The 19,181-nt window shown below is 72.4% G+C and carries 18 protein-coding genes; 10 read left to right on the top strand and 8 right to left on the bottom strand.

The annotated features are described in order from the left end of the window. Positions 1 to 53: 53 nt before the first annotated feature. Positions 54 to 803, top strand: coding sequence for an SDR family oxidoreductase (locus tag OG207_RS34695; RefSeq protein WP_329104149.1), 750 nt, complete (start codon positions 54 to 56; stop codon positions 801 to 803). Positions 804 to 1,311: 508 nt separating this feature from the next. Here the strand turns inward: OG207_RS34695 and OG207_RS34690 are convergent. The 3 genes from OG207_RS34690 to OG207_RS34680 form a co-directional block, all read right to left on the bottom strand. Next, the gene (locus OG207_RS34690) at positions 1,312 to 1,671 is read right to left on the bottom strand and encodes a hypothetical protein (RefSeq protein ID WP_329104147.1); all 360 of its coding nucleotides are present in this window, start codon (positions 1,669 to 1,671) and stop codon (positions 1,312 to 1,314) included. Between the two features lie 60 nt (positions 1,672 to 1,731). Next, the gene (locus OG207_RS34685) at positions 1,732 to 2,187 is read right to left on the bottom strand and encodes a hypothetical protein (RefSeq protein ID WP_329104145.1); all 456 of its coding nucleotides are present in this window, start codon (positions 2,185 to 2,187) and stop codon (positions 1,732 to 1,734) included. Positions 2,188 to 3,103: 916 nt separating this feature from the next. Next, entirely contained in the window at positions 3,104 to 4,261 is a 1,158-nt protein-coding gene (locus OG207_RS34680; protein ID WP_329104143.1) for an ROK family transcriptional regulator, read from the bottom strand. 55 nt (positions 4,262 to 4,316) lie between these two features. On the opposite strand from OG207_RS34680, the gene OG207_RS34675 reads away from it, so the two are divergent. The 4 genes from OG207_RS34675 (at position 4,317) to OG207_RS34660 (ending at position 8,425) form a co-directional block, all read left to right on the top strand. Next, the gene (locus tag OG207_RS34675; protein WP_329104141.1) at positions 4,317 to 5,564 is read left to right on the top strand and encodes an MFS transporter; all 1,248 of its coding nucleotides are present in this window, start codon (positions 4,317 to 4,319) and stop codon (positions 5,562 to 5,564) included. A 95-nt stretch (positions 5,565 to 5,659) separates the two neighbouring features. Further along, the gene (locus OG207_RS34670; RefSeq protein ID WP_329104139.1) at positions 5,660 to 7,057 is read left to right on the top strand and encodes a uracil-xanthine permease family protein; all 1,398 of its coding nucleotides are present in this window, start codon (positions 5,660 to 5,662) and stop codon (positions 7,055 to 7,057) included. A gap of 75 nt (positions 7,058 to 7,132) precedes the next feature. Beyond that, a complete protein-coding gene (locus OG207_RS34665) occupies positions 7,133 to 7,774 on the top strand; it encodes a DUF5995 family protein (RefSeq protein WP_329104137.1) in 642 nt (213 codons plus the stop codon). A 42-nt stretch (positions 7,775 to 7,816) separates the two neighbouring features. Continuing rightward, positions 7,817 to 8,425, top strand: a complete 609-nt coding sequence (locus tag OG207_RS34660; RefSeq protein WP_329104135.1) for a hypothetical protein — start codon at positions 7,817 to 7,819, stop codon at positions 8,423 to 8,425. A 61-nt stretch (positions 8,426 to 8,486) separates the two neighbouring features. On the opposite strand, the gene OG207_RS34655 is transcribed toward OG207_RS34660, so the two are convergent. The 3 genes from OG207_RS34655 to OG207_RS34645 form a co-directional block, all read right to left on the bottom strand. Beyond that, positions 8,487 to 10,184 carry a flavin monoamine oxidase family protein gene (locus OG207_RS34655; protein ID WP_329104133.1) on the bottom strand — a complete coding sequence of 566 codons (1,698 nt, stop codon included), beginning with the start codon at positions 10,182 to 10,184 and terminating at the stop codon, positions 8,487 to 8,489. Between the two features lie 43 nt (positions 10,185 to 10,227). After that, a complete protein-coding gene (locus OG207_RS34650) occupies positions 10,228 to 11,028 on the bottom strand; it encodes a carbon-nitrogen hydrolase family protein (RefSeq protein ID WP_329104131.1) in 801 nt (266 codons plus the stop codon). Between the two features lie 200 nt (positions 11,029 to 11,228). Beyond that, positions 11,229 to 11,642: a hypothetical protein gene (locus tag OG207_RS34645; RefSeq protein WP_329104129.1), complete on the bottom strand. Its 414-nt coding sequence runs from the start codon at positions 11,640 to 11,642 to the stop codon at positions 11,229 to 11,231. A 382-nt stretch (positions 11,643 to 12,024) separates the two neighbouring features. On the opposite strand from OG207_RS34645, the gene OG207_RS34640 reads away from it, so the two are divergent. Further along, positions 12,025 to 12,747 (top strand): GNAT family N-acetyltransferase, encoded by a 723-nt coding sequence (locus OG207_RS34640; RefSeq protein ID WP_329104128.1) that lies wholly within the window; start codon positions 12,025 to 12,027, stop codon positions 12,745 to 12,747. 40 nt (positions 12,748 to 12,787) lie between these two features. Here the strand turns inward: OG207_RS34640 and OG207_RS34635 are convergent, their stop codons facing one another. Both OG207_RS34635 and OG207_RS34630 read right to left on the bottom strand, forming a co-directional pair. Next, a complete protein-coding gene (locus OG207_RS34635) occupies positions 12,788 to 13,243 on the bottom strand; it encodes an Lrp/AsnC family transcriptional regulator (RefSeq protein ID WP_007262967.1) in 456 nt (151 codons plus the stop codon). 16 nt (positions 13,244 to 13,259) lie between these two features. Beyond that, a complete protein-coding gene (locus tag OG207_RS34630) occupies positions 13,260 to 14,744 on the bottom strand; it encodes an amino acid permease (RefSeq protein WP_329104126.1) in 1,485 nt (494 codons plus the stop codon). An 804-nt stretch (positions 14,745 to 15,548) separates the two neighbouring features. On the opposite strand from OG207_RS34630, the gene OG207_RS34625 reads away from it, so the two are divergent. The 4 genes from OG207_RS34625 (at position 15,549) to OG207_RS34610 (ending at position 19,172) form a co-directional block, all read left to right on the top strand. Beyond that, positions 15,549 to 16,565 carry a GDSL-type esterase/lipase family protein gene (locus OG207_RS34625; protein WP_329108108.1) on the top strand — a complete coding sequence of 339 codons (1,017 nt, stop codon included), beginning with the start codon at positions 15,549 to 15,551 and terminating at the stop codon, positions 16,563 to 16,565. A 118-nt stretch (positions 16,566 to 16,683) separates the two neighbouring features. Then, positions 16,684 to 17,703: an SCO0930 family lipoprotein gene (locus OG207_RS34620; protein ID WP_402696848.1), complete on the top strand. Its 1,020-nt coding sequence runs from the start codon at positions 16,684 to 16,686 to the stop codon at positions 17,701 to 17,703. 146 nt (positions 17,704 to 17,849) lie between these two features. Beyond that, entirely contained in the window at positions 17,850 to 18,686 is an 837-nt protein-coding gene (locus OG207_RS34615) for a LytR/AlgR family response regulator transcription factor (protein ID WP_329104122.1), read from the top strand. 210 nt (positions 18,687 to 18,896) lie between these two features. After that, the gene (locus OG207_RS34610) at positions 18,897 to 19,172 is read left to right on the top strand and encodes a hypothetical protein (RefSeq protein WP_329104120.1); all 276 of its coding nucleotides are present in this window, start codon (positions 18,897 to 18,899) and stop codon (positions 19,170 to 19,172) included. Positions 19,173 to 19,181: the final 9 nt, after the last annotated feature.

The raw sequence follows: 19,181 nt of genomic DNA, 5'->3' as shown, positions 1-19,181 counted from the left end.
GGGCCGTCCGGTCTCCGCTGCTGAAGGAACGACATCGGCGAAAGGCGGAACCCGTGAGCACCATCCTCGTCACCGGCGGCACCGGCACCCTCGGCGTGCTGGTCGTGGACCGGCTCCGGAGCGCGGGCCACGAGGTCCGTGCGCTGAGCCGGCACGCCCCGGACCACCAGGTCGACCTGGCGGACGGCAGCGGGCTGGACGAGGCGACGGCGGGCGCGGAGGTGATCGTGCACTGCGCGAGCAACACGCGCCGCGGGGGCAAGGACGACGAAGCCGCCGCCCGGCACCTCATCGACGCGGCCCGGCGGGCGGGGACCGTCACCAACATCGTCTACATCTCGATCGTCGGGGTCGACGTGGTGCCGCTCGGCTACTACCGGACGAAGCTGAGGGTCGAGCGGCTGCTGGAGGAGTCCGGGCTGGGCCTGACCATCCTGCGCACGACCCAGTTCCACGATCTGGTGGCGCAGCTGGTGGACACGGCGGCGAAGCTTCCGCTGGTGCCGGTGCCGAGCGGGGTACGGGTCCAGCCGATCGCCGTCGGTGAGGTCGCGGACCGCCTGGTGGAACTGGCCGTCCCGACCCCGTCGGGCCGGGTCCCGGACATGGGCGGTCCGGAGGTCCACACCCTGCCGGACCTGGCCCGCACCTACCTGACCGCGACGGGCCGCCACCGCCGGGTGCTCCCCTTCCCCCTGGCGGGCAAGGCCTACGCGGGCTTCAAGCGCGGCGGCAACCTGACCCCGTCCCACGCGGTGGGCCGTCTGACGTTCGCCGACTTCGCGGCGGAGCGAGGACGGTAGGCGGGGGCGGGGGCTTCGGTAAGGCGGGGGTCACCCGGCCGGCATCAGAGTTGTGTATGGGGTTTTCCCGTCAGTCCGATCGTCTCCGTGTCGGGCCGGTCCCTCAAGGGCGCTCCTTCGTCGCGTCGCTTCGCGATGTCGCTGCGCTCCACCCTTGACCGACCGTCCCGCCACGGAGAACCGAAGACTGCCGGGAAACCCCCAAAAGAACGGGCCGGGACTTCTCTTTCAGGGACGGGCGTCGGACATGCCCGGCCTGGTCGGGCGCGAAGAGCCACGACCGAGAGACGGGGCCCATGACAGCCACCTGCCGGGTCGGGGGAAGCGCGTCCGATCGCTACGCGCTCCTCATCCCTTAGCGTCTCCACACCGTCTTGGGTCGGGCATAAGCCGCCCACGACCTCGGACCGACGCTCGACACGCGTCCGACGACCGTCCGAGGTCGGACATAGGCCGACTCTGACGCCCCCTGGCGGTGCCCAACGCTGCCCGCCGTTTCAGGGCGCGGCTACCGCGCCTGCTCTACTGCGGTAGCCGCCCGCCACTCATCCAGCAATCGGAAGAACGCCGACAGCGGCGGCTCGTCCTGGACGTTCAGCTCGATGGCAGTGGCCCACCCACACGACATCGACCATCCACGGCTCCGACACAGCCAGTCCGCGAACGGCCCAACCGGAGCGAGGTCGAAATGCTCACCCACATCGTGCACGTGCAGCGCGGTGCCATAGCCAGCGAGGATCAGCGCCAGCTCCTGCAAAGAGCCGTCGCGAACGAACATCCCAGGACGCAGCCGCACGTGCTCCAGGACGTCATAGACATCCCGCATCTCATCGGACGGCTTGGGCCGGTCTCCCAATTCAGCTGACACCCGCCCACCCTACGTTGACGAGCCTGAGCGAGTGACTACTTGTCACACCACTCAGGGAGATCAAATGTCCGCCGACCGACGGCTGTCAGTAGCTGATGCGTCGGCCGCTCGGCGGCGTCGGTAGTACGCGACGGTGAGGATCGCCAGGAGCGGGCCCCAGGCGAGGAGGGGGGCGTACGCCGCCCACAGTGCCCAGGCGGCCGGACCGCTGGTAGGGCCTCCGTCGCCGTTCTCGTTCATCGGCTCCACGAAGCCGAAGATCGCGTTCAGGAAGGCGTACGCCCACAACAGCGTGATCAGCGTTGCCCCGAGTGCGGCCGGAATGACCGCCGCCGGGATCGGGATCCGTCTACCGCGCAGCCCCGGCACCCAACGCGGGACGACTTCGCCCCACGGCCGCACCAGCCCGAGGGCGAGCAGCGCGAGTCCTTCGCTGACCACGGACAGGCCGAGCACGTACGGGCGTTCCCACGCCGCCCACTCGTAGTCCGGGTTGTAGCCCGCCAGGCCCAGCACCAGCGCAACACGCCATAACCCGGACGGTAAGACACACAGCGGAATGGCATGGGCCACCCGGACCGCCCAGCGGGGAACGGGCTCGGCTGGCTTGCGGCCGGTTGGCGTACCGCCTGACGTCCCGGCTGCCCCTGGTGCCGTGCCCCTGGCGTGCATGGTCATCTATGCCCTCCCCCACGAGATCTGACGTTGTCAATCCTCGGTCGCGGGGCGGGCGTTCAGCGTCCGCCGCCGGGTTGAGCCGACGGGCTACCACGGGATGACGCCGCCGGCGCGCGAGGCGTCCCATGACTCACGTGCACCGACCCGCATCCACGACGAAATGGCCGCTGTCCCACGCTTCTCCGTCCCGGACAGCCGTCAGACGCCTCCAGAGAGGAGCGGCCAAGGGTCGTGGGCGGCCTATGTCCGACCTCGGACGGTCGTCGGACGCGTGTCGAGCGTCGGACCGAGACCGTGGGCGGCTTGTGGCCAACTGCAGCCGGCCGTCGGGCGCCATCAGTGAGAGCACTTGGGGCCGTGGGCGGCCTATGTCCAGCCCAAGACGGCCGTTGGACGCTGAGAGATGGGGAGCGCGTAGCGATCGGGGGCGCTTCCCCCGACGCGGGCCCGGGTCGGGATGGGCCCCGTCTCTCGGTCGTCGCTCTTCGCGCCCGACAGGGAGGGGTGTCTCCGACTGCCCGTCCTGGCCCTTGAGTGCCCGGCCCATTCTTTTGGGGGTTTCTCGGCAGTCTTCGGTTCTCCGTGGCGGGACGGTCGGTCAAGGGTGGCCGAAGGCCATCACGCAGTGACGCGACGAAGGAGCGCCCTTGAGGGACCGGCCCGACACGGAGACGATCGGACTGACGGGAAAACCCCATACGCATCCCTGATGCCGGCCGAGCGGCCCCCGCCCACCGAAGCCCCCGCCCGCCCCCTACCCCCCGAACAGCACCGCCTGCGCGGCCTCCCGCGCCGCCAGTTCGGCTCCCGCCAGGACCGCCGGGTCGCCCAGGGTCGTGGCGCGGATCTCCGTCGGGACCGGGGTCAGTTTCGCCACGCGGTGGGCAACCCGGGCGGCCAAGGCGGGGCCGCCCGCGCGGCCCAGCTCGCCCCCCAGGACCACGCAGCCCGGGTCCAGGATCGCCGCGGCCGCCGCCGCGCCGAGCGCGAGCCGTTCGGCCAGGGCTTCGAGGAAGGCCTCCCCCGCGGCTCCGGCCACGGCCTCCTCCGCCGGGCCCGCGAAGCCGTGTGCGCGGGCCAGCGCGGTCACGGCTTCGCGGCCCACCAGGGCGTGGAATCCGCCCGCGCAGTCCTCGGCCGACGGCAGTCCGGCGGTGCCCGGTACGGGGAGGAAGCCGATCTCGCCCGCCCCGCCGGAGGCGCCGCGGCGCAGCCGGCCGTCCAGGACGACGGCCGCGCCCACGCCCGCGCCGAGCCACAGCAGGACGAAGGAGTCCAGGTCGCGGGCCACACCAAGGCGCTGCTCGGCGAGGGCGGCCAGGTTGGTCTCGTTCTCTACGACGACCACGGCGGGCAGGCTCCGCTGCAGGGCGGTGACGAGGTCCCGGTGCCAGGCCGGGAGGCCGCTGGTGTCGCGGAGTTCGCCGGTGGCGGGGGCGACCAGGCCCGGGGCGCCCATGACGACGGTGTGCAGCTCGGCGGCGCCGGCCTCGCGTGCGGTGCGCAGCAGGGCGGCCACGGCGTCCTCGGGGGCGCCGACGGGCAGGGCGGCTTCGGCGAGGGGGCGGCCGAGGAGGTCGGTGACGACGGCGGTGACCCGGTCGGTGCGCACGTCGAGGGCGGCCAGGTGGGCGCGGTCGGCGACGATCCCGTACAGCTTGGCGTTGGGGCCGCGGCGCTGTTCGCCGGATTCGCCGGCGACTTCGATGAGTCCGGCTTCGGTGAGCCGGTCGACGAGGTCGGCGACCGAGGGGCGGGAGAGGCCGGTCATGGTTTTGAGCTGGGTGGCCGTCAGCGGCCCGGATTCCTGGAGGAGTTGCAGGGCGAGGCGGTCGTTGATGGCCCGGGCCGTGCTGGGCGAGGCGGGCGACGGTGCCGGGGCTGTGGTGGGGGCAGGAGTCACGGAGCCCATCCTAGGGAGTCGAACCCATTATCTATCAGGAAGGGTCCCTGATAGTTTAGTCCTCATGACCGGGGACACCGACCTCAGCCCGGCGCGCCTGCGCCATGCCCGCTACGCCATCGCCGCCGTCTTCTGCACCCACGGCGCCGTCACCGGCTCCTTCGCCACCCGCATCCCCTGGATCCAGGAGCACGCCCAGCTCAGCCCGGGCACCCTGGGCCTGGCCCTCGCCGCCCCCGCCGTGGGCGCGGCGCTCGCGATGCCGCTGGCGGGCCGGATCAACCACTGGCTCGGCGCGCGCGCCGCGCTGCGGGCCCTGCTCTCGCTCTGGACCCTCTCGCTGATCCTGCCGAGCCTCGCCCCGAACCTGCCCGCCCTCTGCTTCGTGCTGTTCGTCTACGGAGCCACCGCCGGGATGTCGGACGTGGCGATGAACGCGCTGGGCGTGGAGACGGAGAACCGGCTGGGTCGCTCGATCATGTCCTCGCTGCACGGCATGTGGAGCGTGGGGGCGCTGCTCGGGTCGGCCGCGGGTGCCGTCGCCGCCCACGCCGGGGCCGACGCCCGGCTGCACCACCTGGTCGCCGCGCTGGTCCTGACGGCGGTCGGGCTGTTCGCCGTACAGGGCGTGCTGGACCTGAGGGCCGACCAGGATGCGCAGGCGCCGCCGCACTTCGCGCTGCCGCCGAAGTCGGCGCTGCTGATCGGGGCCGTCGGGTTCTGCGCGGTCTTCGCCGAGGGCGCGAGCCTGGACTGGTCGGCGGTCTACCTGCGGGACGTCCTGCACACGGACGCGGGTCTGGCGGCGGCCTCCACCACTGCCTTCGCGCTCACCATGGCCGTGGCCCGGCTGGTCGGGGACCGGGTGGTGGACCGGTTCGGGGCGGTGCGGACGGTCCGGGCGGGCGGGGCGGTGGCCACGCTGGGCGGGCTGCTCGTGGTCGGGGTCCGGCATCCGGCCGGTGCGCTGGCCGGGTTCGGGTTGATCGGGCTCGGGATCGCGGTGGTGGTCCCGCTGGCCTTCGCGGCGGCGGGGCGCAGCGGTCCGGCCCCGGCGCAGGCCATCGCCGGTGTCGCGACGATCACGTACACGTCGGGGTTGATCGCCCCGTCGGCGATCGGTGCGGTGGCGAACGCGACGTCGCTGGTGGTGTCCTTCGGGCTGGTCACCCTGCTGGCGTTCGCGCTGGTCGCCGGTGCCGCGGTACTGCGCCAAGGGCCGCCGGTGGGGCAGGCTGGGGGCGATCTCGGCGGGGTGGCGGCGAAGTCCGGCCCCGCCGACCTCGACGAACCCGCCCATACCCGGCCGTAATATGTCGACTGGCCGCAGCGGCACGTACCACGTGCGCTGCGGCCTCGACGTGTGAGCAGCCGGATCGGTGACCGTCCGGAGAAGAGGAGTGGAACATGGGCCTCGGCGTGGGCTGGACCCTGCACGGAGACGGGCGGACTCCCGCCCCCGGGGCGGTGGTCCGGCCGGAGGAGCGGCTGTCGTGGCCGCGGACCGCCGGGCTGGGCGCGCAGCACGTCGTGGCGATGTTCGGCGCGAGTTTCGTCGCTCCGGTCCTGATGGGCCTGGACCCGAACCTGGCCATCATGATGTCGGGCGTCGCGACGGTGATCTTCCTCCTCGCGACGCGCGGGCGGGTCCCGTCGTACCTGGGCTGCTCGCTGTCGTTCGTCGGTGTCGCGGCGGCGATCCGGGCCGCAGGCGGTGACAGTGCGGTGGTCACGGGCGCCGTCTTCGTCGTCGGCGTGGCACTGTTCCTGGCGGGACTGGTGGTCCAGCGGTTCGGCGCCCGCGTCATCCACACGGCGATGCCGCCCATCGTGACGGGCGCGGTGGTGATGCTGATCGGCTTCAACCTGGCGCCGGTGACGGCGAGCACGTACTGGCCGCAGGACCAGTGGACGGCGTTGCTGACGATGCTGTTCACGGGGGCGGCCGTGGTCTGTCTGCGCGGCTTCTGGTCGCGCATCGCGATCTTCCTCGGTCTGCTCTTCGGGTACGGGATCTCCTGGCTCTCCGACCTGCTCTTCGGGAAGATCCACTCGACGTTGGGCGGGGAGGCCGCCGTCGACCACTGGCGGCTCGACCTCTCCGCGGTCGCCAAGGCGGACTGGATCGGGCTGCCGTCCTTCCACGCGCCCGCCTTCGAGTGGTCGGCGATCCTGATCGCCCTGCCGGTGGTGATCGCTCTGATCGCCGAGAACGCGGGCCACATCAAGGCCGTGGGCGAGATGACCGGCGATCCGCTCGACGACAAGCTGGGCACGGCGATCGCGGCGGACGGCGCCGCGTCCATGCTGTCCACGGCGGTCGGCGGCCCGCCGAACACCACCTACTCCGAGAACATCGGTGTCATGGCAGCCACCCGCGTCTACTCCACGGCGGCCTACTGGGCGGCCGCGGGCTTCGCGCTGCTCTTCGGGCTCTGCCCCAAGTTCGGTGCGATCGTCGCCGCGATCCCGGGCGGAGTGCTCGGCGGCATCACGGTCATCCTCTACGGGATGATCGGCCTGCTCGGCGCGCAGATCTGGATCAACGGCGGGGTGGACCTGCGCAATCCGCTGAACCTGGTGCCGGCGGCGGCGGGCATCATCATCGGCATCGGCGGTGTGAAGCTGCAGATCACCGACAGCTTCGAGCTGGGCGGCATCGCTCTGGGCACGATCGTGGTGATCACCGGCTACCACGCGCTGCGCTACCTCGCGCCCGCGCACCTCAAGCAGGAGCCCCTGCTCGACGCGGGCACCTCCGGCTACGACGAGGGCTCCGGGGACGGCCGGGACAAGCCCCGTTGACGGTGTTTCGCCCGAACCGGGGAAGCGTACGGCCAAGTTCCCCGGATCCGCGTCGGCGCCTGGCACCCTGCCCCCATGGATGCGGTGCTGGCGCGGATGCGCGCCCTGGAGGAGCGGCTCCCGCCGCAGGACGGCGTCGCCGTCTTCAACCGGGTCTACCTGACGGTGACGGAGACCCTGCACCGGCGGATCGAGCACGGCGGGTTCCCGGCGCCCCGGCGGGCGCAGACGCTCAGCGTGCGGTTCGCGGAGCGGTACCTGACGGCGGTCGAGGCGGACCGGGCCCCGGCCTGCTGGCGCCCCCTGCTGCAGTACCGCCGCCACCCCGGGATCCGCCCGCTCCAGCACGCGCTGGCCGGGATCAACGCGCACATCGGCCATGACCTGGCGCTGGCGGTGGTGACCACCTGCGGTGAGCTGGGCTGTGAACCACAGGCCCTGGAGGCGGATTTCGACCGGGTCGGCGACACGTTGGTCTCGCTGGAGGAGCACATCCGGGAGGACCTGATGCCGGGCCCGGACCTGTTGGAGATCGCCGATCCGCTGACCCACCTGGTCGGCTCGTGGAGCCTGGAGCGCGCCCGCGCCGCGGCCTGGTCGGCGGCCCGCTTGCTGTGGACGTTGCGCCGGGTGCCGGAACTGGCCGAGGAGTTCACGGACTCCCTCGACGCGGGCGTGGGCCTGGTCGGCCGCTGCCTGCTGACCCCGCGGGGCTGAAACCCCGCTGCGGGCCGGGCGGGGCCGCCTTACGCTCCCGGAATGACCAGCTTCGCCACGCACCGGCTCCGGGTGCACGACGTCTCGCTGGCGCCGGTGCAGAGGTTCTGCGGGTTCCGGACCTGCGTGGCCGAGTTCGCGCCGTACGGCGTCCGCGCGACCTACCACCACTTGGTCCACAGCGCCCGGATCCCGGCGGACCTGGAGGAGGATCCGGACGCGCTGGTGAGGGCGGTGGAGGAGCTGCACGCCGCCCGGGAGATCTGGCAGGCCGCACACGCGACCTGGGTGGTCGCGCGACGCGCGCAGAAGGCGGCCGGGGTCCGGATCCCGGATCCGCCCGAGCCGACGCGCCGGCTCTGGTGCCCCGACCCGGAGTTCCACCCCGTGGAGCCGCTCACGGCCACGATGCCGCGCATCCTGCGCGCCCTGCCCGGGGAGTGGGCGAGCTGCCCCGTCTGCGACGTGGACCGCGGCACGACGCCGTACCACAGCGGTCACGGCGTCCACCGGCTGTGCGCCGGGTGCGGGGTGAGCCTGGGGTACCGCCCCACCGGACCGGAGGACGACGTACCGGCAGCGCGCGCCGCGATGGCCGCGCGCTGGAGGCTGGTCTGGAGGCGTACGGCCCCGCCGTGGCGCGGGCATTGAGAACGGGCCGTCCCCGCGCTGCTCGCGCGGGGACGGCCCGTGGCCTTGGGTGCCCGGAGGATCAGTCCTCGGGGAGTTCGACCGGGGCGATCTCGTCGTAGACGTCGCCCGGGCCCGGGTTGGTGGAGTCCGTGGACCCGCCGAGGTGGTGCATGACGCCCCAGACGGCGTTGAGGGCGGTCTGGACCGCGCCCTCGGCCCAGCCTGCCGTCCAGGAGATGTCGTCGCCCGCGAGGAAGATGCCGCGCTTGTCCTCGGGGAGGCGGTCCTGCATGAAGTGGGTGAACAGGCGCCGCTGGTAGCGGTAGTGGCCCGGGAGGTTGGCCTTGAACGCGCCCATGAAGTAGGGCTCGTCCTCCCAGGAGACGGTGACCGGGTTGCCGATGATGTGACGGCGGATGTCGACCTTGGGGTAGATCTCGCCGAGGGACTTCAGCATGACCTCCATCCGCTCGTTCGCGGACAGCGGCAGCCACTTGAGGCTGTCGTCGCACCAGGTGTACGAGAGGCAGATGACGGCGGGCTTGTCCGGACCGTTGTCCAGCAGGTACGTGCCGCGGGTCATGCGGTCGGTCAGCGTCATCGACATGACGTCGCGGCCGGTCTCCTCGTCCTTGTCCAGCCAGAACGGCCGGTCCACGGGGACGAACAGCTTCGACGACTCCATGTAGTGGGTGCGCTCGATCGCCGTCCAGTGGTCGATCGGGAACAACGTGTCGTCGCACTCGATCTTCGACAGGAGCATCCAGGACTGGGCCGTGAAGATCGCGGCGCGGTACGTGCGGATGTCGCCGGAGGAGTCGGTGACCGTGATGCGGTTGCCGGCCGTGCGGTGCAGGCGGGTGACCGCCGGGCGCGGGGTGCCGTCGTGCAGGGTGGCCAGGGAGGTGCCCTGGGCCCAGTGGACGATCTTCTCCGGCTCGCGCTCCCACAGGCGCAGCGGCAGCTGCTGCGAGCCGCCCACGATGCCGCGGTGGTGGTCGTCTGCCTCGGTGTAGACGACGCGCAGGATCTCCAGGATGGAGTTCGGGAAGTCGGTGTCCCAGCCGCCGGTGCCGAAGCCGACCTGGCCGAAGATCTCGCGCTTGCGGAAGGACTTGAAGGCCTCCGACTTGCAGAGGAAGCCGTAGAAGGTCTCGTCGTCGAGCTTCTCGACGAGCTTGGCCCAGATCTCGCGGATGCGCGGGACGTCCCGCTCGCGCATCGCGGTGTTCATGTCGGAGAAGTCGGCGCCCTCGTCGAGGCAGGCGTTCCACGCGGCGGACACGTCGCGGTAGATCTGCGGGAGGTCCGCGATCGTCTCGGCGTAGTGGGTCTCGCCCTTGAGGTCGACGACCGTCGAGGGGGTGGACTCGGCGAGCGGGTTCGGGAAGGGCTCCGTGACCAGGCCGACGAGGTCGATGTAGTGCTGCAGGGCCGTGGAGGAGGGCGGGAAGCGCATGGCGCCCATCTCCGCCGTGAGGCCCTCGGTCTCGGCGCCCTCGAAGCCGACGGTGCGCAGGCGGCCGCCGATCTGGTCGGCCTCGTAGACGACGGGCTTGAGGCCCATCTTCATCAGCTCGTAGGCCGAGATGATGCCGGACAGCCCGCCGCCGATGACGGCGACCTCGGTGCCGAGCTCGGTCGCCGGTATCTGGCCGAGGCCCGCCGGGTGGGCGAGGAAGTCGTCGTACGCGTACGGGAAGTCCGGGCCGAACATGGTGATCGGCGGCTGTCCGTCGCTGTGCGGGACGGCGGTGGTGGGCACCGTGGACGTCATGGGGGTACGTCTCCTTGCGGCAGGGCTGGGGGAAGAAGAGGGCTTAGACGAGGGAGGCGTAGAGCCCGGGTCGGCGGTCGCGCAGGTACGGGTTGTTCTCGCGCGAGGCCGACAGCAGCTCGGGGTCGGCCTCGCCGAACACCAGCTCCTCGCCGCGGCCGGCCCGGGTCCGGGTGACCCCGTCGGGGCTCGCCAGGCAGCTGAGTCCGACGAACTCGAACTCGCCTTCCGGACCGGTGCGGTTGACGTACGCGATGTACATCTGGTTCTCGAAGGCCCTTACGGGGACGAGCTGTTCGGCGACGAACTGGAACGGGTGCATCTGCGCGGTCGGCACCAGGAGGAGGTCGGTGCCGGCGAGCGCGTGCGCCCGGACGTTCTCGGGGAACTCCACGTCGTAGCAGATCATGATGCCGATGCGGAGGCCGTTCAGGTCCGCCTGGACGACGGGGGTGTCGCCGGGGGTGAAGGCGTCCTGTTCGAAGCAGCCGAAGAGGTGGGTCTTGCGGTAGTTCGCCAGCGCCGCGCCGTCGGGGCCGATGAGCTGGGCGGCGTTGTAGACGACGCCGTCCGCGCTCTCCGGGTAGCCGTACAGGACGGCGATCCCGTGGCGCCGGGCGATCTCGCCGATGGCCCGGGCGGAGGCGCCGTCGGCGGCTTCGGCGAGGCCGGGGATGTCCTGGAGGTCCAGCGCGTAGCCGGTCAGGAACATCTCCGAGGTCACGAGGAGCCCGGCCCCACTCTGTGCGGCGCGCGCCGCTGCCTCGTCGAGCGCCTTGAGGTTCTCGGCGGTGTCGCCGAGAACGCCGGAGCTCTGGAGGAGGGCGGTGCGCAGCGGGGGCATGGGCTACCTCTGTGACAGGCGGGGAGGGGGTCATAAAACGGTACGTTCGCGCGTTCGACCCGGACAAGCCGTGAGCGTTGCGCTCCGCGCATCGATTCGTTGCGTGTTCCCTGGCCTACGCGGCGATTCGTTGCGCGGGCGCCCCGGGCCGCCCCGTGGACCCCGTACGGCCCCTGTTGCGGCGCCTGCTGTGCCCCTTGCTACGAACCCGCGCGGAAGGCGGGGTGGGCGGCCAGGAAGCGCAGGTCGTCGAGGATGTCGGGGGTGTGGTCGGAGACTACGCGGCCGCTCCAGGAGTCGACGAGGGCCGGGACGGTCAGGGCGCCGTCGAAGTGGTGGCCGGTGGCCTCGTAGGCCAGCCGCAGCGCGGTGTACCCGGCCGCCCCGGGCTCCGTACCGAGGACGGTGACGGCGATGGAGCGGGTCAGGCCCAGCGCGGCGAGGGCGGCGGTGACCTGCTGCGAGGGGAGACAGTCGGCGCGGAGGTAGAGGTGGTAGCGGTGCGGTACGGGGGAGAAACCGGCTCCGATGCGGCCCCGCGGGGCGGGCGCCGGGCCGGTGCGGGGCAGCGGGGTGAGGGGCAGCGGAGTGCGGGGCAGGACGGTGTGCGACATGACTCTCCTGGCGTGGAGGACAACACGGCTGGGCCCCGGGCGGCGCGGGGCGCGCGCCCGGTCCGGGTCACTCGTCTCTGAGGGGGTCAGCCGAGCGGGCCGAAAGCGCTGCACACCCGCAGGAGGTCGATGTGCAGGCGTCGGGTGAGCCAGCAGCGCCGGAGGGTCCGGGCCCGCGTGTCCGTGTCCGCCGTCCGGGCCGTGTCCACCGCCGCCCACCCCCGTCCTCGTCCTCGGTCGCCCGCGTCCGGTGCTGGTTAGGCTTCCGGTGGCGGGCGTTGTCCGTCATGGCCGTCCCCCGAGTCTCGTGGCGGCGCCCGGGGCCGTCAAGAAGGCGGTCACCAGCCGGACGCCGTCGCCCCGCTGAAGGAGTCCTGCACCCATGTCCCCCGAGAGCGGCACGCTGTGCGGCAGTGAAGTGCTCGACGAGGTACTCGACAATCCGGTCTGGGCCGCGCTGACCGGGCCGCACCGCGGTTTCGCCGAGTTCGGTCCCGCTGGTCTGGCGGCCCGCTACGCGCCGGACACGTCCCCGTTCTCGGCGCTCGCCGATCCCGGGGACCCGCGGGCGTGGGCGGATCTGGCCGTACTGGCCGGCCCCGGGCAGGAGGTCTGGGTGACGGGGTTGCTGACCCCGCCGCCGGGGTGGCACACGCTGGTGACGGTTCCGGGGGTGCAGCTGGACGGGCGGACGGTACGGGCCGGGGCGGCGCCGGAGGCGGTCGTGCTGGGGCTCGATGACGTACCGGAGATGCTGGAGCTGGTGGCGCTGACCAAGCCGGGCCCGCTCCTGGACCGGACGGTCGAGCTGGGCACGTACCTCGGGATACGTCACGAGGGCCGGCTGGTCGCGATGGCCGGGGAGCGGATGCGGCCGGCGGGCTGGTCGGAGATCAGCGCGGTGTGCACCCACCCGGACCACCGGGGCCGGGGCCTGGCGGCCGGGCTGATACGCGCGGTCGCGGCGGAGGTCCGCGGGCGCGGGGAGCTCCCGTTCCTGCACGCGGCGGCGGCCAACACCGGGGCCGTGCGGCTCTACGAGTCGATGGGCTTCGCCCTGCGCCGCAGCCCGCTCTTCCTGGGTTTGCGCACTCCGGAGGCGTGACCGCCCCGGCCCCGCCCCGCTCCCGGCCCGCCGCGGAGCGTTACGCGGGCGCGCCCGAGGTGAAGCGGCGCAGGAGCGGGGAGAGGACGAGCACCGACTTGGTGCGTTCCACGAACGGCTCGCCCGCGATGCGTTCCAGGACCCGTTCGAAGTGGCGCATGTCGGAGGCGAAGACCTGAACGAGGGCGTCCGCGTCGCCGGTGACGGTCGACGCGGACACCACCTCGGGGTATCGCTCCAGTCCTCGCCGGATGTCGTCCGGCGAGGTGTTGTGCCGACAGTAGATCTCGATGAAGCCCTCGGTCTCCCAGCCCATGGCGGCCGGGTCCACGCGGACGGTGAAGCCCGTGATGGCGCCTTCGGCGCGCAGCCGGTCCACGCGCCGCTTGACGGCGGGCGCGGAGAGCCCGACCTCGGAGCCGATGTCCGCGTAGGAGCGGCGGGCGTCCTCGGCGAGGGCGTGCACGATGCGTTCGTCGAGATCGTTCAGTCGCACGGGGGGTGAATCACTTCTATTCAGCGACCTCCGCGGCCGAGGCGGCCGTGGCGGCCACAGTGGCCAGGCTGGAGCGGCGCATGCCGTAGAAGAAGTAGATCACGAGCCCGACGGCCATCCAGCCACCGAAGACCAGCCAGGTGATTCCGGGCAGCTCCGTCATCAGGTAGGCGCAGAAGATGAAGCCCAGGATCGGGGTGACCGGGAAGAGCGCGACCTTGAAGGTGCGGTTCATCTCCGGGCGGGTGTAGCGCAGGATGACGACGGCGATGTTGACCAGGCCGAAGGCGAAGAGGGTGCCGATGCTGGTGGCGTTCGCCAGTTCACCCAGCGGGATGAAGGCGGCGAGCAGTCCGCAGAAGAGGCAGACGATGATCGTGTTGACCTTCGGGGTGCCGGTCTTCTCGTCGACCTTGGCGAAGGCCTTCGGCATCAGGCCGTCGCGGGACATGGCGAAGAGGATGCGGGTCTGGCCGTAGAGGACGGCGAAGACGACGCTGGCGATGGCGACGACGGCACCGGCGGCGAGGATAACGCTCCAGAAGGAGTGTCCGGTGACGTTCTCCATGATCTGGGCCAGGGCGGCCTCGCTGCCCTCGAACTCCTGCCACGGCATGGCGCCGACGGCGACCAGGGCGACGAGGCAGTAGATCACGGTGACGATCAGCAGCGAGAGCATGATCGCGCGGGGCAGGTCCTTCTTCGGGTTCTTGGCTTCCTCACCGGCGGTGGAGGCGGCGTCGAAGCCGATGTACGAGAAGAAGAGCATCGATGCGGCGGTGCTGATGGCGGTGACGCCGAGCGGGGCCAGCGGGGTGTAGTTCCCGGCCTTGATGCCCATGAAGCCGATGACGATGAAGACGGCCAGCGTCACGATCTTGACGGCGACCATGATCGTGTTGATCCGGGCGCTCTCCTTGGCTCCGCGGAGCAGGAAGACCATGCACAGGAGCACCACGACGAGGGCGGGGAGGTTGATGTAGCCGCCCTCGCCCAGCGGGGCGGAGAAGCCCTCCGGGATGGTGAAGCCGAGGGTGCCGTCGAGCAGCTCGTTGAGGTACTGGCCCCAGCCGACGGCGACGGCCGCGACGGAGACGCCGTACTCGAGGACCAGGCACCAGCCGCAGACCCAGGCTATGAGCTCGCCCATGGTGGCGTAGGCGTAGGAGTAGGAGGAGCCCGAGACGGGGATGGAGCCCGCGAGCTCGGCGTAGGAGAGCGCCGAAAAGAGCGCGGTCAGGCCCGCGACGATGAAGGCGATGAAGACGGCCGGGCCGGCGATCGGGGTGGCTTCGCCGAGGACGACGAAGATGCCGGTGCCCAGGGTCGCGCCGATGCTGATCATGGTCAGCTGCCACATGGTGAGCGAACGCTTGAGCGCGCCGCCCTCACCCTGGCCGCCCTCGGCGACCAACTGCTCCACCGGCTTGCGGCGGAGCAGCGGGTTGACGGGCCTCTTGGCCTCGGTAGCGAGCGGTGGCGCCTGGCCGTGGTCGAGCACGAGGGGACTCCTTGTCACTGCGGATCGGGGAGGTCAGGGGAGGCGTCGACCGCGACGATCCGGAGCAGGGCAGGGCCCGACGAAAGAAGGGTCTGCTCATGGGGGACCGCCGAGCAGGCGATCCGCGCCACTCCACGTACAGCGAGTGAGCCTACGAGCTGAGTGATACCGCCCGTAATGGACCATCCTTGCACATTGGCGCACGATCATTGCGCGGATCAGTCACTGACAGTCGTTTGTTGCGTAGGGATGATCGATCGCTGCGCAGGTCGCCGCGGACCCCCTCTCTTGACACTTCATCAGATCTGCCGCAGCGTGCCGCCGTGGATCCGGGCGTGCTCCACGGAGATCGGCCCCCCGGAGCCCCGTCCGGACCGCCGGGGCCGCCCCGATGGCATTGGTCCGCTCCGCGGCGGTGGAACCGGGCTCGAGCGGGGTACGGGTGAACGCGGTGGCAGTGGGGGTGGTGCGGCCCCCGCGGGTCACCGCCCCGCCGGGCACCGGGGGGCGGTGACGCAACGCGGAGGACGCCCTGCCGGGCCGGGTCGCCGAGACCGCGGGCAGCGCGGCCGCCCCGTACGTCCCGGCCTCGCCGCCGTCCTCGTTCGTCGCGGGGCGGGCGGTCGGGGTGGACCGCGGGGTCGGCGCGAGGTTCCCGTACCCGACGATCGGAGGCGACCGGTGAGACCAGCAGGACCAGCGGGGGCAGCAGGACCAGCGGGGGCAGCGGGGGCAGCGGGGGCAGCGGGGCCGGACGGTCCAGGACTGCCGACCGGTTCGACGGGACCGACCTGGTCGGCAGGGCTGCAGCGCCACCCCGACGAGCCGGCGCCCTGGCAGGACGCGCTGCCCTTCCTGCGCGGGGTCGCCTGGCTGGACCGGGGGCGGCCGGTCCGCGCCGATCCGACCGACACCATGCGGCTGCCCTGGGACACCGGCGAGCGCTCCACCCTGCCCATCGGCGTCCGGCTCGAATTCACCACCGAGACCGCGCGTTCGGTGGAGGTCCGCTACCGGGCGACCGTGCCCGGCCCCACCGACGCGCTGCGCGACCTCGCGCACGGCTTCGCGCTGTGGGACCGGCACGGGGTGGTCACCGAGGTGTTCACCGAACCGGCCGCGGAGGCCGTCGTACGGATCGACCTGGGCGGCGGCACCGGCCCCTTCACCATCCACCCGCCGGAAACCCAGTCCCCGCTGATCCTCGGGCTGCGCGGGATCGGCGGCCCGCTCGCCCCGGCGCCGCCCGCACCGCGCTGGGTGGTGCACGGCGACTCCATCACCGAGGGCTGGTGGTCCACCCGCCCCGCGCACGGCTGGCCCGCCGTCACCGGCCGGGCCCTCGGTTGGGACACCGTCAACCTCGGCTACGCGGGCGCCGCGCGCGGTGAGCTGACCACCGCCGAACAGCTCGCGGGCCTGCCCGCCGACGTCCTGACGCTCGCCTTCGGCACCAACTGCTGGTCCCGGGTGCCCTTTTCGTCTCCCCTGCTGTACGAAACCACCCGCGCGTTCCTCGAACTGGTCCGCCAGGGGCACCCGCGGACCCCGATCCTGCTGGTCTCCCCCGTCCTGCGGCCCGACGCCGAGCGCACCCCGAACAAGCTCGGCGCCACCCTCGGCGCCCTGCGGCACGCGATGGAGCGCGCGGCCCGGGACCGGATGGCCGCGGGGGACGACCGGCTCGCCGTGCTGCCGGGCCGGGACCTGCTCGGTCCCGAGCACCTGGCGGACGGGCTGCACCCCAACGACAGCGGACACCAGGTGCTCGGCCTCGCTGTGGCCACGGCCCTGCGGCGCTCCGGGTTCGGCGTGGGGTGAGTGAAACAGCCCACACCGGACGAGTTGAACAGTTCCCTGCCATCGCGGCGTGTCCTGGGCAGAGTTGACGCCATCACGGTGGCGGACGCGAAGGACACCACGAGTGGGAGAGATCAAAATGGGCATCAAGCGCGGAACCACCCTGGCCGCGGCCGCGATCGTCGTCGTCCTGGCGGCGACGGCCTGCGGCCCCGCCGACGACAAGGCCGCGGACACGACCAAGCCGGTCGGGGCCGCCGCTGCCGCCCAGGACACCGGGAAGGCCTCGGACGCCGCCTACGGCTCCGACGGCGCTGCGGGTGCCGAGGGTGCTGCGGGCGCCTCGGGCGCCAAGCCGGCCGGGCAACTGGCGATCACCTCCAACGACAAGGTCGGGCCCGTCCTCACCGACAGCGCCGGAATGACCCTCTACCGCTTCGACAAGGACACGGCCAAGCCGCCGAAGTCCAACTGTGACGGGGACTGCGAGAAGACCTGGCCGGTGGTCGCCGCCGGTGACGTCACCGCCGCCGCCGGCATGGACGCGTCGCTGCTGGGCGAAGTGGTGCGCACCGACGGCAGCAAGCAGCTGACGGTGGGCGGCTGGCCCGCCTACCGCTACAGCAAGGACACCAAGGCGGGCGACGTCAACGGGCAGGGCGTCGGCGGGGTGTGGTTCGCCCTCGCTGCGGACGGCAAGAAGGCCGCGAAGGCGGCGCCGGCCGAGGGGGCGCCGCCCGCCGAGGGGGCGCCGCCCGCCGAGGCGGCGCCCCCGGCCGCGGGCGGCGCCGCCGAAGCCGACGGGAAGCTCTCGGTGGCCAAGGACCCCAAGCTGGGCGACCACATCGTCGACGGCAAGGGCATGACCGTCTACCGGTTCAAGCCGGACACCCAGTGGCCGATGACCTCCAAGTGCGTGGGCGACTGCCTGACCAAGTGGCCGGTCGTCGCGCCGGTGGAGAAGGCCAAGGACAAGGGGATCGTCGAGAAGAACTACACGGTGCTCAACCGCCCCGACGGCCAGAAGCAGCAGAGCGTCGACTGCTGGCCCGTCTACACCTTCTCCGGCGACAAGAAGCCGGGTGACGTCAACGGCCAGGGCGTGGGCGGCACTTGGTACGCCGTGTCCCCGGACGGCAAGCTGATCACCGTCCAGTAGCCCCTGTCCCCGTCCCTCCCCCACCACCCACCGATCCCCTCCCTCCCCCCACCCCGTTCGCGCGGCCCTCGCCCACCTCCCCCCTGGGCGGGGGCCGCGCCCCTTCGGCGTTCCGCCGCGGCCCGGTCGTCTCTAGACTCGGCCGCATGCTGCGCGTACTGGCCGTCGACGACGAGAAGCCGCTCCTGGAGGAACTCCTCTACCTGCTGCGCTCGGACCCCCGGGTGCGCAGTGCGGAGGGCGCCTCGGACGCCACCGAGGCCCTGCGCCGGGTCACCCGGGCGCTGGAGTCCGGCCCGGACGGGGCCGACGGCATCGACGTGGTGTTCCTGGACATCCACATGGCCGGGCTGACCGGGCTGGACGTCGCGCGGCTGCTGGCCGGCTTCGCGCGGCCGCCGCTGATCGTGTTCGTCACCGCCCACGAGGGTTTCGCCGTACAGGCCTTCGACCTGAAGGCCGTGGACTACGTGCTCAAGCCCGTGCGCCCGGAGCGGCTGGCCGAGGCCGTCCGGCGGGCCTGCGAGCAGCTGGGCCGGTTCGAGGAGGGTCCGGCTGCGCCGGCGGGCGCCGATGCCCCGGTGTCGGGCGCCCCGGCCGCGGCGGCGCCGCGCCGGCCGGTGGCCGAGGTCACCGTCGCCGACCGCACACCGGACCAGATCGCCGTCGAACTGGGCGGGGTCACCCGCTTCGTGGCGATCGCGGACATCTCCTACGTCGAGGCGCAGGGCGACTACGCCCGGCTGCACACCGACGAGGGCAGCCACCTGGTCCGGATCCCCGTGTCCACGCTGGAGGAGCGCTGGGCGGCGCGCGGGTTCGTACGGATCCACCGCCGCCATCTGGTGGCGCTCTCGCGGATCGACGAGCTCCGGCTGGAGGCCGGGACCACCAGTGTCCGGGTGGGGGCGGCGGAGCTCCAGGTGAGCCGCAGGCACGCGCGGGAGCTGCGGGATCTGCTGATGCGGCAGGCGACCGGCTGAAACCGGCCGATCCCCGACCGTTCCCCGGCCGTTCCCCGGCTGTCGTCGGGCCGTTCGCGCCCGACCGTCCGGCGCTCGGGGGCGCCGTTCGTCGCGCCGGGAGGGACGTACGGCGATCCGCCGGAGCCGTCGGCCGCACCGCCGCGCCGATCGGCCCTCGGGGCCGTCGCCCCTCTCGTATCGTGGATCTTCCGGCGCGGGAGGAGCGCGATGTCCGAGATCCAGGCGCTGGTCGACACCCTGAGCGGGCTGCCCCGGGCCCGGCCGGCCGGGCCCGCCGAGGCCGAAGCGCTGCTGGCTCGGTTGCGCAGTGCGGCCGCCCGCTGGGCCGACATCCTGTACGAGGCCCGCGAGGGGGTCCGCGAGCAGGTTCCGCCGCGTGCGGAGGCGGCCCTGACGCTGGCGTTCCGGCGCGCGGAGGAGTCGTACGTGGAGTTGGAGATCGCCCTGCGCGACTGCGCGGAGCACCGCGACCCGGCGCTCTGACGGGCCGGT

The organism is Streptomyces sp. NBC_01439 (assembly GCF_036227605.1).
GTDB lineage: Bacteria > Actinomycetota > Actinomycetes > Streptomycetales > Streptomycetaceae > Streptomyces.
This window is presented reverse-complemented; position numbering and strand designations above follow the sequence as displayed.

Excerpts from the sequence above, each read along its gene's own strand:
- OG207_RS34680 (WP_329104143.1), bottom strand. The coding sequence starts at position 4,261 with ATGGGCTCCGTGACTCCTGCCCCCACCACAGCCCCGGCACCGTCGCCC.
- OG207_RS34675 (WP_329104141.1), top strand. The coding sequence starts at position 4,317 with ATGACCGGGGACACCGACCTCAGCCCGGCGCGCCTGCGCCATGCCCGC.
- OG207_RS34670 (WP_329104139.1), top strand. The coding sequence starts at position 5,660 with ATGGGCCTCGGCGTGGGCTGGACCCTGCACGGAGACGGGCGGACTCCC.
- OG207_RS34665 (WP_329104137.1), top strand. The coding sequence starts at position 7,133 with ATGGATGCGGTGCTGGCGCGGATGCGCGCCCTGGAGGAGCGGCTCCCG.
- OG207_RS34660 (WP_329104135.1), top strand. The coding sequence starts at position 7,817 with ATGACCAGCTTCGCCACGCACCGGCTCCGGGTGCACGACGTCTCGCTG.
- OG207_RS34655 (WP_329104133.1), bottom strand. The coding sequence starts at position 10,184 with ATGACGTCCACGGTGCCCACCACCGCCGTCCCGCACAGCGACGGACAG.
- OG207_RS34650 (WP_329104131.1), bottom strand. The coding sequence starts at position 11,028 with ATGCCCCCGCTGCGCACCGCCCTCCTCCAGAGCTCCGGCGTTCTCGGC.
- OG207_RS34645 (WP_329104129.1), bottom strand. The coding sequence starts at position 11,642 with ATGTCGCACACCGTCCTGCCCCGCACTCCGCTGCCCCTCACCCCGCTG.
- OG207_RS34640 (WP_329104128.1), top strand. The coding sequence starts at position 12,025 with ATGTCCCCCGAGAGCGGCACGCTGTGCGGCAGTGAAGTGCTCGACGAG.
- OG207_RS34620 (WP_402696848.1), top strand. The coding sequence starts at position 16,684 with ATGGGCATCAAGCGCGGAACCACCCTGGCCGCGGCCGCGATCGTCGTC.
- OG207_RS34615 (WP_329104122.1), top strand. The coding sequence starts at position 17,850 with ATGCTGCGCGTACTGGCCGTCGACGACGAGAAGCCGCTCCTGGAGGAA.
- OG207_RS34610 (WP_329104120.1), top strand. The coding sequence starts at position 18,897 with ATGTCCGAGATCCAGGCGCTGGTCGACACCCTGAGCGGGCTGCCCCGG.